This window comes from uncultured Ellagibacter sp., assembly GCF_934643285.1.
Lineage (GTDB): Bacteria > Actinomycetota > Coriobacteriia > Coriobacteriales > Eggerthellaceae > Ellagibacter.
Genome location: NZ_CAKUBT010000003.1, coordinates 103,307 through 120,891, shown reverse-complemented (window position 1 = coordinate 120,891; position 17,585 = coordinate 103,307). Strand labels below are relative to the sequence as shown.

Here is a 17,585-nt window from a genome sequence, read left to right as displayed (position 1 = left end):
CCAGGGGAAGTTCCTTACGTTGAATAGGGAAATTCCCATCGGCGACTGCAAAATCGACCCATCAGTGGCTTTTCCGTATCGGTTTCAGCTTTGTTCCGCGAATGCAAATCCGGTTTTGCGGTTGAACTGTATAACATAAAGAGCTGGTTTTCCGCTGAATTTTTTGCTCGATGTGCGCAGGTTTTGCCGCGGCTTGCTTGCTCATTGCCGGCACGCGGGCGGGCGCCTCTCCATAGTGTCAGGTTGGAAGGGTGCAGCTTTCAGCTTCAGAAGATGGCAAGGCCCGCGCTACCAGGCGCGGGCCTTGCCTTGCCGATGAGGGAGATGGGTTCTCGGCTGCGCCTGCGGTGACCGGAAGCACGTCGAACCGAAACCGGCGTCCCAAGCCGATACGCCTTAGCGGTTTCTCTTTCGCCATAGCCATAAGCAGGCGGCGGCACATACTACCACAACAACGATGCCAAGAGCCACCCAAAACCAGGGGAAGCTTGCGCCCTGCTCTTGCTCGGTCGAGCTGTCCAGCTGGGAAATCTTCTCGCTCCCCGACTCAGAAGCAGCGTCGGCGGAGTCCGCCGCGTCGCCGCTAGGGTTGGATGCGGCACTGGTGTCCGCAGCGGCGGCACTGCCTGAAGTGGCGGAGCCGTCCGCGTCGACGGTGGTCTCGTCGATACCGGTCGACGAATCAGAGCCGCCGCCAGAGTCGCTTCCGGCAAAATCACCTTCGCCGATCGACGTACCGCCGCTGACGACGTTGGACTGGTAGTTCACCGTAATGCCGGCAGCAAAGGCCCCTTCTTCCACAGTAGTGATGGTATCCGGCAGGTTTACCTTTTTTACGCTGTCGTTGTGAGCAAACGCACCTGTGGCGATGGTGTTCACAGGAGTGCCAGCAATACTAGCAGGCACGGTAACTTCAGCGTCCTTGCCGAAGTAGTCGGTGATAGTGATGGACTCATCCGCGATGGTATAGTTCAGCGCACCCTCGGTGTAGACGGTGTCCGCAAACGCCGGAACCGCCACAGCCAGCGCCATGAGCAGCGACAGCAGTACGGGGATGAGTTTTTTCATAAGTCGCTCCCTTGATTTAAGCGCAGGGGCGTAGCCCGCGCGGGCTACGCCCCTGTTTTAGGTTAGGTTGGAGATGAGCGGGCAATTTAATCGTCGCCGCCGACAAAGCCAGAATCAATTTCGCCACTGGCGGTGATGACATCTTCGTCGGCGATCAGAATGACCAACATCTCCGGAGATTCATACTGCTTCCTATCCATAAGTTCTTTTGCCTCCTTTACTTGGTTACTTGGTCAGGCTGTCGTAGCTGCCAGACGCAATCGTATCCGTATAAATATACAGGAGTTCACCCGCATCGCTCTTAAGAATCATGTAGCCGCGGCCGTAGAACGTTCGATCACTGTACTTGGTGGAAATGTCAAGGCGCGTCACACCGTTTAATTCCAGGCTGTTGCCGATGTAAGCATTTACGCCGGTCGGCAGTTTGCCGTTGCTATCAAACTGCATGTACGTCGCTGCGCCATCCTCACCGCAGGCAGCATCTCTACTCCACAGGATACCCTGCTCCACAACCTGGTAGCCCTCAGGTATAGCACGCGTTGCCATGAAAGTGACTGCATAGCCCTCATTTACCTTGGTAGCGCTAACCTCACTGATGGAAATGACAGGCTGGGCTTCGGTGGCTCCGTCGCTGTAAATAGCTTTCACGGTCATGTCGCCGCTGGGAGCCAGCTTCAGCGTCTTGGTGTAGCCCAGGATGTTGCCGTCGTTGTCCGTCCAGTAGGAAAAGGTCTTGCCATCGATGTCCTTGGCCGTCACGTCGATGGCCTTACCGACCACCGCGTCCACGTCCTCATTGTCGACGCCTTCGGGATAGACCACCGTCACCTTGCAGGCCATGCTGGGCTCCGTATAGAGCGCGCGCACCTCAATGATGCCTCCGTTGCTGGCCATGGCCGCGTGGATCTGATCCTCCGTCATGGACCAGCCGGTGAAGGTGCAGCCCATCTTAATGGGAGGCACGGGGAACTGGAGGGTTTCGTTGGTGGTGTAGGCTTTGGAGCTGATGATCTGGTCGCTGTGGGAAACGAACACCACGGTAGCCTGATTCTGGCGTGCCTTGCCGTACACAGCCTTCAGGGCCGTCTCGCTGCCCATAGTGAAGGTGTAGCTCTTATCGGTGGAAACTACCTTGTTGGATGCGTTGACCCAGTACAGGAAGTTCTCTGAACCAGTGAAGTTCACCGTCACAGATGCGCCGATGGCGTACTGCTCATACAGGTAGGAATCCTGCACCGCGCCGCCGTTGACCGTGAACTCAGAAGCCGTAACGGTCAGCCAGAACTTGCCGCCGCTGACGGGCTCGTAGACAGCGATCATGGTGCAATTGTCGGTTGGCTTGACCGTGCAGGTCAGGTCGGTGCTGTACGGCGTGCCAGAATAGTCATTGACGAACCAGCCCACGAAATTGTAGCCGCTAATGGCGGATGCCGTAACTGTGGTGCCATCTGCGTAGGTGACATCGCTGCCGCCGCCGGACACATTGGCCACAGGACTATCGCTGGTAGTGGTGCGGGACGTCACCTGGACAGTGAACTTACCCACCGCCACGCCGTAGGTGCCGTCGGCGTTAGTGGCGGGAACGTAACCTGCAGCGCAGTAGTTCTCGGGAACAGCGGCCGTGAAGGTGCCGCCAGAAACCGCGATAGTGGCATTTGCCGCCGCCGCGGCGGGAGTCACCGTCCACTTGGTAACGTCCAGCTTGCCGCCCTCAATCTTCAGAGTCGAAGGATTGGGGCTCATGACGTCCATGTAGATCGTGCCGGTAAATTGAGCGTCGCCGCCGATGACGGTTTCGCCAATCGTACCCGCTTCGGTGTAAGAATCCGTCCAGAGGTAACCGCCCGTCAGGTTGCCGCCCAGGATCTGAGCCTTGTTCCAGTTCTGAACAACAGCCTGCTTGCTGGTCAGCGTGCCGCCGTTGATGGTGAGCTCGCCATTGCCATCGTTCTTGACCGCAATGAAGTTCTGCTGCTCGAACGTGCCGCCGTTGATGGTGAGCGACGATACATTATCCACACCGCCATTGCGAATCAGAGAAGAGCCCTTGGCACCAGAGTTGTTCACGACGTTCGCCTGGTCAATGACCATCGTGCCATTGTTGTCAATGACGTAATAGCTAGTCTCGCCTGCGACGCCCTGATCGTCGCGCTTGATGGTGCCAGTCTTGTCAGCACTCGTATCGGTGATGGTCACGGTGCCCTTGTTTAGGATAGCCGCTTTCGCGGTGCCCGTGCCACCGTTAAGGGTATGACCATTCAGGTCAAGCGTGATCTGCTTGGAGGCATTGATGGTGATGTTTTCCGTGGTGTCGTTCAGCAGCTGGATGGTCTTGCCGCTCTTAGCCGCAGCGATGGCAGCCTTAAGGCTAGTGTACCTCGTGCTGTCAATCTGAGCGATTGCCGTTGCGACGCCGTACGTGCCATCGGAGTTCTTAGCGCAAGTAAGTCCATCGGCGAAGTAGCCATCGGGAACCTTCTTGTTGAAGGTACCGCCGGAGACCTCGAAGTTGTCAGAGGTGGCCTTGCCGTAGCCGTGGAAAATGTTGTCGCCCGACTTCTTGTTGGTGAAGTGGCCGCCGGTAACCCGCGTAATAGAGGTATAGCCCTCCACAACACCGGTCATGACAACCTGCGGATAGCCCCATTTAGGAGTTGCGGTCTGGACAAACTCGCCGCCGCTGATGGTTGTATCACCGTACACCAGAATTGCTGCGGTATAACCGCTGCTTGGCGCATAATCCAGCGTGAACGTACCACCGGTGATGGTCAGCTTGGAACCCTCCTCGCTCTTGACCACGTTCAGGCCGCCAGTGTAAGTGCCGCTCTCGATAGTCAGGGTGCCCCAGTTGTCGATCATGGAGGAACCGGTGTTGCCCGCCGTGGCGGTCACATCCGCCAGCGTCAGGTTGGCGTTGCTGCCCTTCGTGACCTCGATGTTGTAGTAGCTGGTGCCGCCCGTAACATTACCGTTCTTAACAGTAACGGTGCCGCCCTGCACGGAGATCGTTGCCTTGCCAGCGTTCGTGTTCGTCAGGGTCTTGCTGCCCAGATCGAGGGTGATGCTCTTGCTGATGGCCACGTCTTCAGTCGCATCCGTCAGCAGCGTAACGGTCTCGCCGTCCTGAGCTGCGTCAATAGCTGCCTGCAGGCTAGTGAATGCCTTACCCGCCACCTGCGCCACACCAGCAGCAACGCTGTACGTACCGTCGGCATTAGCAACAGTCGTATAGCCAGGAGCCGTGAAGATCGTGCCCGTGCCCTCGGCCAGGTTGTTGGCCGGATCGAAGCCGTTGAACGTACCGCCGTTGATGCTGACTTGGGCAGTTCCGTTCTTGTAGCTCGAATCGTAGCAGTTGATGGTAAAGCGATGATCGTCCTGGCCGCTCAGCTGCTTGATGTCAAACGTGCCGCCATTGATGGTCAGCGAGCCGTCGAAGACGTACACCGCGCTGATGTTGCCGGTGAACGCGCCGTTTTCGATGGTGCACTTGCTCGCTGCATCGTACAAATCAATCGCGTACGAGTCGTTCGCCAGCGCGTCAATTGCGCCGTTGCCCGTGATGGTCAGGTCGGAGTTGCCCCTGACGGAGATAAGGGACCACTTATCGGCGCCTTCGTTCCAGATCTCCTTCGTGTTGGAGATGGTCTTGCCGTTCAGATCAAGCGTGATAGCGCCCTTGTCCTGAACAATCACCGTGTCGTCAACCACGGCATCCGCCAGCAGCTTGACTGTCTCGCCCGTTTGAGCGGCGTCGATAGCGGCCTGGACGCTGATAAATACATTGCCGCCAATCTGCGCTACGGGAACACCAACGCTATACGTGCCGTCAGCGTTCGCAACAGGTGCATAGCCTTCAGCGCACAGGTCGGAAGCAACCGCAGACGAGAACGTACCGGCGGAAACGGCGACCGTCTTGGCAGAGTTGTCGAAAGCCGACTCCTGCTTCGTTGAGGAATTCCAGGTGTAGGCCTTAAGAGCTGCGTTGCCAGCCTTCGCTGTAAAGGTACCGCCGGCAATGGCAATCTGACCAAGACCCTTGTAGCCAGCGCGGTTGACGATGGAAATTGCCGCGCCGTCCTGAATAGCGCCGTCGCCCTCGAGCTTCTCAACCGGGTCGCCCGACACGTTGATCTTGCTACCAGCGGTAACGTTCAGGTTACCCGAGCACACCTGCGCGCCCATCGTCTTCGCGTTGATCGTGGAGCTGTCGATGGTCAGCGTTCCGCTGCTGGGGAAGTATATGCCGAAGCCGTTGGGAACGTTGAGCGTGCTGTTCTTCAGAACAACGGTGTTGTTCGCGTTGTTGCCGTTCGTCTCGATGCCACTCGTGGCGGTGGTAGAAGCCTCAACGCCCTCAAACGTAAGAGTGGAGTTGTCGTACTTGATGGTGCCACCCATAGCGGACGGAATCAGGCCGATGAGCTGCGAGCTTACGATCTTGCCGTTCTTCACCGTGAGCGATGCGTTGGGATTATTGATCTCGAACGCTGCAGAGTTTGCATCGGTTCCCGTGCATGTCCAGGTGTGGCCATTCAGGTCAACCACGCGAGCAACGGTTCCAGAGTTGAACGTGCTGCCCGTGGTGTAGTCGCGCAGCAAAGTGATGGCTTCGCCGCTTGCGGTCTGCGCCTTGAACGCCTCGTCCATGGTGTAATAGCTGGCTTCGCCAACCTGCGCAAGGTAGGCCTTTGCTACGCCGTACGTGCCGTCTTCGTTCTTGTTAATAGCGCAATCTTCCACCACGTACTTGGTGGGATCCTCCTTAAACGTACCGCCGGTAATCTCGATGGTGGCCTTGGCGGCATCAGTGGTAGCAGCCAAGCCATTGTTATAGGTATAGGTACCCAGCGTACCGTTGACGGAGCCGCCGGTAATGCTGACCTTGGCCACCTTGTCCTCGGCGCTGCCGTAGTTCACAGAGAATACATTGCCGTTGACGGTGCCGCCGCTGATCGACAGATCGCTGTTGTGACCGCCGCTGCACGTCCAGGCCGCCACTGTGCCGTTAACCGTGCCGCCCTTGATGGTAGCTCTGTGCCAGTCCTCAATGGCGTAGCTATTGGCGGAGTTCAGCGTGCCGCCGTTCAGGAACAGATCGCCGCTCTCGACCTTGATCACGATGAAGTTGTCCTGGGTAAACGTGCCGCCCTTGATATTCAGGCCGGGGTACTTGGCGACACTGTCATCGCCCACGCGCACCAGAGACGCGCCCTTCCCGCTGTCGTTGCCGCTGTTGTTCTTGACGCTGCCGCTCTCGAAGGTGAGCCAGCCGGCTCCCTGAACGTCAATGACATAGTGGGAGCTGACGCCGGAGGTCTCCGCGGTATCCTCGCGCATGATGGTACCGGTCTGAGCCGCGCTGCCGTCCTTGACGGTGACGCGAGCCGTGACCGTCAGCGCAGGCTTGCCCTTCTCGGTGCCGCCGTTGAGGGTATGACCGTTCAGATCGAGCGTGACATAGGGCGCGGAGATCGTGACGTTCTCCTTCGTATCAGCGAGCAACTTCACCGTTGCATTGCGCGACGCAGCATCAATTGCCGCCTGCAGGCTCGGATAGCTCGTGCCGTTTACTTCCGCAACCCCCGCGGGAGCAGCTTCGGTTACACCGAACGTGCCATCGTTGTTCTTGCTCAGCGTAAAGCCGTCAGCAAGAAAATCACTCGAAACCTCGGAAGTGAGCGTACCCGCGTTCAGATTGAACTCGGCCTTCGTGGCATCGGAACCCGTATTTGACGTAATGTCGAAGTTACCGCCGATACCCGTGCCGTTCGCGTTGAGAGTAACTTTTTCGGAGCTTCTCTCGATATCCTTCTGGATAAGACCGTTCGCGCAGTCAGTTACCGACACACTGCCAAGCGTTACCGTGGCAGGCTTCGAAACGACAATCGCCGCCTTCTCGGTCAGACCCGTGAAAGACGTTCCCGTGATATTAACCTCGGGAGCAACCGCGGCGGTTCCTTCGGTGTAGACCTTCACGCCGCGAACGCCCGTGAACGATCCGCCGTTGACCTCAACGTTGCCGCCATAAACCCACATGTTGTAGAGGTCCGTTACGGTGTTGGTAAACCTGCAGCTATTGAAAACCGTCTTGCCGTACTGATTGTTGCAAACGCCATTGGGGAATTCGCAATTCGTGTACGTCACACAGTTCGACGCTGCATCGGTGTTCCTCAGCCAAGTCGTAAAGTAGTTAGTCGACTGTCCGTAATCACCAGCATACGTCGGATTCAGCTTCGAAAGCTTCAAGTCGCTGAACTCAACGCTCAAAGCAGAGCTTCCCTGATCGGCGAGGATTGCCGTACCCTGCGTGATGCAGATTTCAGCATCGGCGCTCTTGCCGACGAACTTAACCACCTTTGCATTAGTCGCTGTCGCGGGACGAACCTGAACCCAGCCAGTGCCGTCAACGTTCACCTTACCGGTAACCTTGTAGGTGATTACTCCCTGAGCATCGACAGTTGCATTCCGAACTGCCTCTTCAAGGGTCGAATAGCCATTTACCGTGGCCGTAGCTGCGGGGGCTGCTTCACCGGTTGATGCGTCGGCCGACTCGGACTGCGGGGCTACCGTGTCGCTCGAGCTTGCGCTCGTGCCGAAGGCTTCCGCCTGATCGGCAGACTGCGCCTGCTCAATCGGAGAGGAAGCACCCGATGCCGCGTCATCGTCAGCTGCAAATGCCGCGGATGGCACCATCATGGGGCACATCGCGACGCTCAGCAAAACTGAGACGACTTTGTTAGCATTGCTTGCTTTCATTTCCCTTGCATCTCCCTTTCTTTTTCCTTGTTTCCGACAATTGCTGTGTATCTCCATTCCCGCCGTTACGGCTTTGGCGGGAAATAGTTTGCTGGATGGGTTTACGGAAAAAAGCAGGGTACCCCCAATCTTGTGAGGGTACCCTGTAGCTGTCGGTATCTAAGCTGAAGCGCGCTGTGGTGCCGGCGACATATAGAGTTTCACCTTGTTTCGAAACGGCAGGTTCGATCCTTTCCGATTCGTCCACGATGTCACCCCAATTCATCGACACTGGCATCAACACAGATGAGATAGATAGTAGCAGAACTATTGCTATTTGGGGTAAACGAATCGGGCATTTTGGGAGTCTTGAGGGGGTCATTTTCAGAGTTGCCAAGGAGATTATTCTGACGTTTGCCGTGGACTTCTGGTAATCCACCAAGCTGGGGCTTCTATCGTTGCCAAAAGACGCAAAGCAGAGCGCCCGACCCCCATCTCTCGGGTGCGAGCATTCAGCAAAGATGCACCGATTCAGCTATTCACTTGCTTCGCAACAATTATTCGGTGTACTTCGCATTTCTTGGGCATTACTGGTTTTGCGAAATAGTTCTAGCTGTATAATTCGCGTTATTGAATTCGACTGCGATTTTCGGAATAGGAATGCGCTATGAAGCTCATATACCGAACCGCCTACATGAATAAACTTGCAAGCGCGATGGGCACGCCCGACATCAAGGTGATCACAGGCATCAGGCGTTGCGGCAAGTCGAAATTGCTTGAAGCGTTCGCCGACCAAATTCGGGCAAGCATCCCGACGGCGAACATCATACGCATCAACTTCAACTTGCTCGAATTCGAACCGCTTATGCAATACTGCGCGTTGCACGACTACGTCGAAAAGCATTTCGTCGAGGACTGCAATAATGTGCTAATAATCGACGAGGTGCAAATGTGCGAGGGCTTCGAGAAGGCCATCAATAGTCTGCACGCATCCGAGAAGTACGACATCTATATCACCGGGTCGAACGCCTTTTTGCCGTCGAACGATCTCTCGACCCTGTTCACGGGCAGGACCTTCGAGGTGGAAGTGTTCCCCTTCTCGCTCGCCGAGTTCGCGCAATACCACGAAATCGTATCGCCCGACGAGGCCCTGACGCGCTACCTGCGAGAAGGAGGTATGCCAGGTTCCTATCTATACCCCGACGAGAGAGCTCGATTCGTCTACATCTCCGACGTGCTCGACACGCTCGTCCTGCGGGACATCAGGCAAAAATACCGCATACGCAACGCTGAACAGCTCAAAAGGACATGCGAGTTCCTTATGGACAACGTCGGCAACATCTCGTCGCTGAAGAGCATGGCGGCCACGCTTTCGCAGGCGGGTTTGAAGATTAACGACAAGACCTTAGCGGCTTACATCGACCACCTCTGCGACGCATTCGCTTTCTACCGCGTGCGCCGATTCGACGTAGCGGGAAAGAAATATCTCTCGATGGGCGACAAGTACTACTTGGTCGACCATTCGTTTCGTTACGCGAAGCTCGGAACCCGCAGGCTCGACTTCGGGCGCATCTACGAGAACATGGTTGCGATCGAGCTGATGCGACGAGGTTGGGAGGTATACGTCGGTGTTCTCTACCAGAAAGAGGTCGACTTCGTGGCCACCAAGCAGGGACAGCGCATCTACATCCAGGTGAGCGACGATATCTCGCAGGAAAGCACCTTCGAACGAGAGATCACGCCCTTGCGGAAAATTCGCGACGCTTATCCCAAGGCCATCATCGCCAAAACCGGTCACGAAACAACCGACTGGGACGGCATCAAAGTCATCGACCTGGGACGCTGGCTCATGGGTCAAACGGGAGAGTTCGACGCTTAGCGGGGCTGCGGGGCGAAGAGCAGTCGGGCCGCTGATCCGGATTCCCGCCAAATTTCCGCCCCTGGGGAGCAGAGCCGCTAGTTCGTGGTCAACTGAGCGAGATGTGTGCCATCTTTTCTAAGGATAATTCAACTTGCTTTTCGCTGACCTGGGGTTTTAATTTTCGAGGGTGTCCCAAGCCATCATGAAAGGGCAAATCGGGCGAAAAAACGTCGCACAACGGAACTGCGGCAGGATTCTTGTACCTCTTCCCGATGCGCTTGTTGGAGAGGGAGGCGGTGGGCGCAAGAGTACGAGGAGATGGACAAAGACGCCTTCCCCGGAAACGGCAGCCCGAAGGTCAACAAGGATTATGAGATCGTGAAGCTCCGCAAAAGGATAGAGAAGCTCGAACGCGAGAATGAGCTGCTAAAAAATTTCCGGGCCTTCTTGAGTCAAGACCATGCGCGAGGCGCGGGTTCCTTAAAGAGCACAGGGGCGAGTTCGGCCCCATCAGAAAGGCATGCGGGATCTTGCGCGCGCCCGAATCCGAATACCATGGCTACGCGAAGAGGAGGAATGCGGATGCCGCGCGAGCATGGGCGGAGGGATGTCTGCTGGACAAACGACTCAGCTGACCGAGAACCGACCGCAGCTGACCGTTTTGCGCACGAGGCTATCGCTGACCTGTATCGTCTTTTCGGACACGCATGCTAGAGGAACCGACCGTCTAGAATGCAAGTCGACGACGACGAAAGGACGATGCCATGTCGAACCCAGCCGCCAAGTACACCGACGAGTTCAGGCGCGAGACCGCCGACTACGTGATCTCGACGGGAAGGCCGATCTCGGAATGCTGCAGGGAACTGGGCCTCAATTCCAAGACGGTCAACCAATGGGTGATAAAGCGCAGGCGGGAGCTTTCCGGCCAGCCCGACCCGAAGGCCGAGGACCGCGAGCTGCGCGAGGCCAGGAGGCGCATACGCGAGCTCGAGATGGAGAACGCGTTCCTGAAAAAAGCCGCGGCCTTCTTCGCCAAAGAGCAGGGGTGGCCGCGCGCTACCGCCTCATGCTGGAGGAGAAGGCCGGGTTCCCCGTCTCCCTGACGGCCCGCATTCTCGGCGTGAGCCGGTCGGGCTCCTGCTCGTGGCTCGCGAACGGCTGCCCGGAAGACGACTGGTCCGCCGAGCGCGACGCGGTGATGCGCGTGTGGCTGGAATCCGACAGGCGCTTCGGGTTCAGGTTCGTGTACGCGATACTGCCGCCGGAATTCTCCCGCTTGACGCGCTACCGAGTCCTGAAATTGATGCGCAAGCTGGGGATACGCGGCTGCACGCCCAACGCAAGGAAAAGGACCGCGGTCCCCGACCCCAAGGCCAGGCCCCGCCCCGACCTGGTGCGCCGCGACTTCGCGAGCCCCGTCCCCACCTACAAGCTCGTGGGCGACATCACCTACCTGCGCACCGGCGAGGGATGGCTTTTCCTCGCCACCGTGATCGACCTGTGCACGCGCATGGTGGTCGGCTGGTCGCTCGCCGACAGGATGACCGCCGACATCGCCGTGGCGGCGCTGGAATCCGCGAAATCCCGCGGCTACGTGGCGGGAAACGCCATATTCCACAGCGACAGGGGGGCGCAATACACCAGCCGGCTCCTCGCGGAATGGGCGCGCGACAACGACGTGCGCCTCTCCTGCGGCCGCACCGGCAGCTGCCACGACAACGCCGTGGCCGAGTCGTTCTTCGCGACGCTCAAGAACGAGATGTACCACAGGAGGAGATTCGCCACCAGGGCCGACGCCAAGCACGCCGTCGTCGAGTTCATCGAGGCCGACTACAACCGCAGGCGGCCGCACTCCACCATCGGCTACCAGGTGCCGGCGCAGGCCATGGAGTCGTTCTTCGAGCGCACGAGGCCGGAGCCGGAGGCGATGCCCTCGGCCGCGTAAATTCCTCTAGCCAAAGTGTCCGAAATCTTGACACAGGTCAAAGATCCCGGAGGACGTCGCTGGCGAGATGGAGTCCGTGCTCAAGGGCCTGGGCACGAACTTCTCGCAGGCCGTGAGGCTGCTCGCGCTGCAGACGACCGCGCTGGGAGGGATGCCGTTCGCCGCCGGCATCCCCCGGAAAGCGAGTTGAGGGGCGGCCGGCTTCGCGGAAAGCTCTGGGCGCTTCTCCTCGGCAAGGCGCCCTGCCCGCTTGAGCATGCTGAGGCGGGCAGGGCTCCGATGCGAATGCTGCGCGAGCATGGGCGAAGAGATGTCTGCTGTATGTGCAAACGACTCAGCTGACCGCAGCTGACCGTTTTGCGCACGAGGTTATCAAGCAAGTTCGTCTTCGACTCCGAGACGCCTGCACAGCCCGAGGTAGCTTTCCTCGGAAGACGCGCCGGTGCGCATGATCTCCATGATACGCGCGCCCACGTTGCTGGTGAGCCGGCCGATGGATTGAGACGGATCCTGGTTGAGCGCCCGCTCGTTCATAACCGCAACCCCAAAACGTCGCGCAAGTCCTCCGACTTTCTCGTTATGCTTCACGTTGAAGCCGAGGACATCGCTCGCGAGCTTTTCGACGTAGCGACGTTTGCCGCCGACATAGCCGTTGCCGAGAATCTCCTCCTCATTAGGCAAGACGTACTCCTCCAACGCGTCGTCGAGGTGCAGTAGGAGATACAGCTCGAAGCTCGGGTTCGTCACCGCAACCTCGGCAACCCCGGAGAACATGCCGAGGTCGGACGCATAGCGCTCGGAGTCGCCCTTGTACACGTCGGCATCGAAGAACACGACAATGCGGTCCGTCTCGGGGTCGAACCCAAACGCCTCCGCATCGCCCCGGATGAGCCGCGCCTGCTCCAGGAGCTTCTTCGGCGCGGACTGGTTTCTCTCGTTGCCGGTCCTCTCCACGGGCCTGAGCTCGATGAGCTCAGGGGCGTTCATCTTTGCGAGCCGCACGGCAAGCGACTCCAGATACCAATACTCGGTATTCGGCCCCTCGCCGATGAAGAAGCACTTCGATTTCGGTTTCCTACCTCCTCTAGCGGAGCGAACCGACCAGGTTTCAAGGGAGTTCAGAGGGGGCATGCTAACCCTCCCGAACATTCAGCGCGGCGCGGGCGCGAGACAGGTCGATAACGGGCACGCCGCCGTACCTGCCCTCCAGGTACTTCTTGTTCAGGCGGGCATCCGAGCGCGCCCCGTCGGCGGCGAAGTCGTCAAGGGGGTACAACCTCGACAAACCTTCCTCGTCGCGCTCCACGAACCAGATTTCATCGCGGCGGAAGTACTCGTAGGACATTATGTCGTTCTCATGTGTCGTGAACACCAGCTGGCAGTCGTCGTTCGCGTGCACCTGGTTGAACAATTCAACCAGGTGCTGCGTCAGCATGGGATGAAAGCTCCTGTTGAGCTCGTCGATCACGAACACCTTGTCCTCGCTTTGGGTGAACAGGATATCCATGAAGTCGAACAAACGCCTCGTGCCGTCCGACTCGTCCTGGAAGTCGAACGTCAGCAAAGACCCTCCGTGCCTCGTCCTCAAAACCGTGGCTTTAGGCTCACCGGCCCCTTCGCGCTCGATTCCCACGAAGAAGTCCTCGTTGCGAATGGTCAAACCGAATTTGTCGCTGTCGCGTTTAGGGGCGTTGGCCCTCAGCAGCTCGGTAATGGTGAACCTGATCTCGGGCGGGACGACCTTGTCGAGCTCGTCCATTCCGACCTCCTCTTTGCACAGTCCGCTGATGCCTGTGTCGAAGGACGAGAGGACCTCGGCCACCTGGTCAAGCGTACTCGATTCCGTGTAGTACTCGGTGGAAGAGGCACGCTGGTTGACGCCGATCGTCTCGATCCCCGCATCGAACCATGCGAAAGCCCTCTTGAGCGCATCGAGAGCCGAGTCGCCCGAGAACGAGCGGCCCTTTCCTATGTAGGAGAGAAACAGGCCAGACCCCATCGTCTCCGACTGATCATGGCAGAAGTCGTCAGCGTAAACGTCGAGCCTGGCGACATCCGCATTATCGGCGGCCTCTCGAACCCCGCTGCAATCTATCGACGACACGCCGTCTCTGAGGAAGAGGGGCTTCGCGTCGCCGCCCAGGGAGTAGAGCCACTCCGAGGTGACATGCATCTTTGACAGAATGCAGCTGAAACCGTAGTCGAAGACGCGCCCTTCGGTTTCGAACTGGATGTCGAAAGTGGACTCGTCCTCGGCGTGCCCCTCCCCACAGCGGCAGTACTCCCTTATCCCTTCTTGGGGCAGCCCCCCGCCCATGACGGCGGCCTTCATGAACGCGAAAGCCTTGTATAGGGTGCTCTTGCCTGCGGCATTGCCACCATAAATCACGGCGTTGCGCAGAATTTTCGCCTCCTTGGAGGAGGCGCAGACGTGCCCTTTCAGCTTGCGCACCTTCGCAGAGGAGACCATCTCTAGGGTGACGGGCTCCAGCCCAACAGATTTGAAGTTCTTAAAAGAGAGCCGGATGAGCATCGTTTCCTCCATTTTGAAACCCAACGCGAAAACGCCGGGTCATTCCTGTCGATATATCTAAAGTGATTCTAATATTTGACGCTTTTTTCGTCAAATGATATTATCTTGGCAAACGACGAGAATTTCGACAAATAAATGATTCAGGAGGTTTGATTGGGCAATCGCAAAAACATTCCATCCGCAACAAGGGACGCGCTGTGGGGCAAGGCCGCCGGATGCTGCCAGATATGCTCCAAGCCGCTGTTCGAGGGAGGCGCATATAGAACATCGGGCAACTACTCGAACATAGCCCATATCCACGCATACAGCGGGGACGGCCCCCGGTTCAACGAGAATCTGTCGGAGGACGACAGGAACTCCATAGAGAATCTTATGCTCCTGTGCCCGCAGTGCCACAAGACCATCGACGACGACGAAGTTACGTACACCGCGGACGTGCTACGAAGCATAAAGTCCAAACGCGAAGAGTATGTCAGCAAGGTAATGCAGGCTTCGAGGCCCCAGAGCGCATACGTTATCACCGTCACCTGCCCCATACATGGGAATGCGACCGAGATATCGCGCAGCGAATGGTCCCAAGCCATGGCCTCCTCCGGCATGGTGCACGCAGGGGACACGGAAATCAGGGTCATGGACTCGAATGCGGCGTCGGGATCGATCGCCAACGATTGCTCTCTGCTTGCCAGGAAAATCAACAGCCGCAGACTAACCATGGACCCGACCGTGCCGCTTGCCATCTTCGCAATCGCGCCCCAGCCGATCTTGATAGCCTTGGGCAGCCTCATCGGAGACAAGCAGCAGGTAACCGTGTTTCAGAAGCAGCGGGATACGGACTCTTGGTGCTGGCATGACGAGGAGCGCCAAAGCTCTTTCCAGCACGACGCCGTCCCCTCCTCCGATTCGGCCGAAGTCGCGCTGGTGCTCTCCGTCAGCGGCGCCGTCAGCAAGGAAACCCTGCCTGCTGAAGTGACAAGCTCCGGAATGCCCGTCGTGGAGTTAAGGGCAGCAAACCCTTCCGTGTATATAGCCCGCACGCAGGAGGACGTCAGGGCCTTCGAGCGCGAGGCGATCAGCCTCCTTGACGAAGTCCACTCCGCAATGCCGCATGTCGCGAAGGTCCACATCTTCCCCGCCCTTCCCGTCAGCATGGCCGTCACGCTAGGCGGCCTCTTCAACCGCAACCTTCTCACCAAGGCCGTCGTCTACGAGAAGACCGACGGCAAATTCAGCCAGTCGATAGAGATCGGAGGCAGCGATGACTAGCCATAACCTGGATATCCTTTACTCGAAGCTCGCCGAGTCCATCAGCATAACCGATGCGATGGCCGATGCCGCAGAGCGCAGCTACAAATCCGTCGGGAGGCACCTAGACGACGATACCTCCCTTGGCGAGACCGACGTCTACACCCAGGGCTCGTTCGCACTAGGAACAGTGATCAGGCCCATAAGCGGCGAGGACGAGGATTACGACATCGACCTGGTATGCGAGATGGAAGACGCGGCCTCTGCGCCAGCATCGCACATCAAGAAAGCCGTGGGGAAAAGCCTTAGAGGCTACCGCAAGGACACCGAAGACGAAGGCAAGAGATGCTGGACATTCCAATATGACAAGTTCCACATGGACGTGCTGCCCTGCTCGCCAGACATCACCCACTGCAGTGACGACACGGCGATCAGGCTCACCCACAAGAACCCGGACGGAAGCTATTCCGACAGGTACAGCAACCCGAAAGGCTACCGCGACTGGTTCATCGCCAAGGCCGGTCGCCCCTACGAGGTCGCGAGGTCGAGGGCATCGTCGACCATCTCCTGCTCGTTAGAGGAGGTTCCCGAGTACTCCGTCAAGTCGCCTCTGCAGCAAGCCGTCCAGATACTCAAGCATCACCGGAACATCATGTTCGCCGGCCGCGACGATGCCCCGATATCGATAATCATCACAACGCTAGCCGCCCGCGCCTACAGAAACGAGCAGGGCACGTTCGATGCGATCCAGGGGATTCTGAGCCGCATGGACCAATACGTGGAATGCCGAAACGGCATCTACAGCATCAAAAACCCAGTGGACGAATACGAGAACTTCGCCGACAAATGGAACGATTGCCCTGAGAAGGCAGCCGCGTTCCACGATTGGCTCGCAGCCGCAAAATCCGACCTCGTTGATACGGCGCTGAACACCAAGGGCATGGACAAGCTCAAGGAGCACCTGGGAAGCTGCATGGGCAATCGACAGGCCAATGCCGCCTTCAAGGAGTTCGGCGGCACGCTAAAAAGCCGGCGGGAGAACGGCGAGCTCTTCGCCTCAGCGGCCGGCATCGCCCCTCTTGCGCTGCATGGCGAGAAGGCAATCCCCAACCACACGTTCTTCGGCCTATGAGGCATGCGGCAAGATCGCTGAGCATGGGGCAGCAACTTTTCGCTTTAAAGCACCGCTTCCCAAACTCGAGCGTAACGCACAGCAAAGGAATACTGACCTGGGAGGCCATGCTCACCCCGACCGAAGGATGCGAGACATACGAGCTTCGGCTGACTTGGAGCAAAGGACGATTCCCAGAAGTCTGGGCCAGATCCGGGGCACTTGAGCGATGCGAAGACCTCGGCTCGATACCCCACCAATTCGGATTTGATGAAAAGTCAAAGAGCGTGAAGCTTTGCCTTCAAAGGCGAGATTGGGACAGCGGACAGCTCATAGCCGACACGTATGTACCATGGGCCATGGAGTGGCTCGTCTTCTTCGAGCTTTGGTTGGCAACAGGAGAGTGGCTCGGTGGCGGCGAGCACGTCGTATAGGCTCGCAATCGCCACTGCCCAGCTCGGCATGGCGGAGAGCAAGGGCACTGGAGCCTGTTCCGCTCGAAAGGATAAACGAGCGGTCGTAAGCGACTGATGTAACTTTTGGCACCCTGAAACTTGACACCGAGCCCCGATTTCATGGCAAAATCGGGGCTATTCATCGCGCGCATGTAAGTTTGATGACGCGTTCATCTGGCAAGCAGCGCGCAGCGAGCATGCAGCAAAATCGCCCCTCCGGCTATCACATCAATCCCACTCCTCGATGCGGGCGAGAGGAGGGCCGGCACCATAGCGACCTGACAAGCGTGCCTTTGGAAGAGCCCGTTACCGTCGATAATCGCAGAGACTTTTTCGTCGGTTGGCGCTCAAGCCCGCACTAACCTCGCAGGATTCCATATCGCCGCTTTTAGTGACGTTTGAACGGTTTTAGCCGGATTATGGCCAGTTTACGTCCGGCAGAATGTCGCGAGCGATTGCCGCCGATGTCCGATGGCAGCGAACAGACTGCGAAGCCAGCCACAACGCATTTGGTCCAAGAGATGCCGAATCGCGCCTATAGACAGAGAGGCACCACGCCCAGAGACACTGCCGTCTCCTCCACAACTGATCTCCCAGCTTGTCGAAACGCTCGACGACAAACTGGGGGACTG

At 58.0% G+C, this 17,585-nt stretch carries 9 protein-coding genes; 5 read left to right on the top strand and 4 right to left on the bottom strand.

The window, feature by feature from the left end; translation table 11 throughout:
• Positions 1 to 396: 396 nt before the first annotated feature.
• Positions 397 to 1,068, bottom strand: a complete 672-nt coding sequence (locus Q0I65_RS03290) for a hypothetical protein (RefSeq protein WP_296059767.1) — start codon at positions 1,066 to 1,068, stop codon at positions 397 to 399.
• Positions 1,069 to 1,293: 225 nt separating this feature from the next.
• The gene (locus Q0I65_RS03285) at positions 1,294 to 7,767 is read right to left on the bottom strand and encodes a hypothetical protein (protein ID WP_296059764.1); all 6,474 of its coding nucleotides are present in this window, start codon (positions 7,765 to 7,767) and stop codon (positions 1,294 to 1,296) included.
• A gap of 733 nt (positions 7,768 to 8,500) precedes the next feature.
• Between Q0I65_RS03285 and Q0I65_RS03280 the strand changes: the two genes are divergently transcribed.
• From Q0I65_RS03280 to Q0I65_RS03270, 3 genes are all read left to right on the top strand, one after another.
• On the top strand, positions 8,501 to 9,685 hold the full coding sequence (locus Q0I65_RS03280) for an ATP-binding protein (protein WP_296059761.1): 1,185 nt from the start codon (positions 8,501 to 8,503) through the stop codon (positions 9,683 to 9,685).
• 746 nt (positions 9,686 to 10,431) lie between these two features.
• Complete coding sequence (locus Q0I65_RS03275) at positions 10,432 to 10,770, top strand: transposase (RefSeq protein WP_296059759.1); 339 nt, start codon at positions 10,432 to 10,434, stop codon at positions 10,768 to 10,770.
• On the top strand, positions 10,713 to 11,612 hold the full coding sequence (locus tag Q0I65_RS03270) for an IS3 family transposase (RefSeq protein ID WP_296059757.1): 900 nt from the start codon (positions 10,713 to 10,715) through the stop codon (positions 11,610 to 11,612). Before Q0I65_RS03275 ends, Q0I65_RS03270 begins: the two co-directional genes overlap by 58 nt.
• 372 nt (positions 11,613 to 11,984) lie before the next feature.
• Here Q0I65_RS03270 and Q0I65_RS03265 read toward each other — a convergent pair whose 3' ends face one another.
• Together Q0I65_RS03265 and Q0I65_RS03260 are read right to left on the bottom strand one after the other, a co-directional pair.
• On the bottom strand, positions 11,985 to 12,743 hold the full coding sequence (locus Q0I65_RS03265) for an RloB family protein (RefSeq protein ID WP_296059754.1): 759 nt from the start codon (positions 12,741 to 12,743) through the stop codon (positions 11,985 to 11,987).
• 1 nt (position 12,744) lies between these two features.
• Positions 12,745 to 14,157, bottom strand: a complete 1,413-nt coding sequence (locus Q0I65_RS03260; protein ID WP_296059752.1) for an ATP-binding protein — start codon at positions 14,155 to 14,157, stop codon at positions 12,745 to 12,747.
• A 141-nt stretch (positions 14,158 to 14,298) separates the two neighbouring features.
• Here Q0I65_RS03260 and Q0I65_RS03255 point away from each other — a divergent pair, with 141 nt between their 5' ends.
• Positions 14,299 to 15,408, top strand: a complete 1,110-nt coding sequence (locus tag Q0I65_RS03255) for an HNH endonuclease (RefSeq protein ID WP_296059749.1) — start codon at positions 14,299 to 14,301, stop codon at positions 15,406 to 15,408.
• Positions 15,401 to 16,519, top strand: coding sequence for a nucleotidyltransferase (locus Q0I65_RS03250; protein WP_296059747.1), 1,119 nt, complete (start codon positions 15,401 to 15,403; stop codon positions 16,517 to 16,519). Before Q0I65_RS03255 ends, Q0I65_RS03250 begins: the two co-directional genes overlap by 8 nt.
• The last annotated feature ends 1,066 nt before the right edge of the window (positions 16,520 to 17,585 follow it).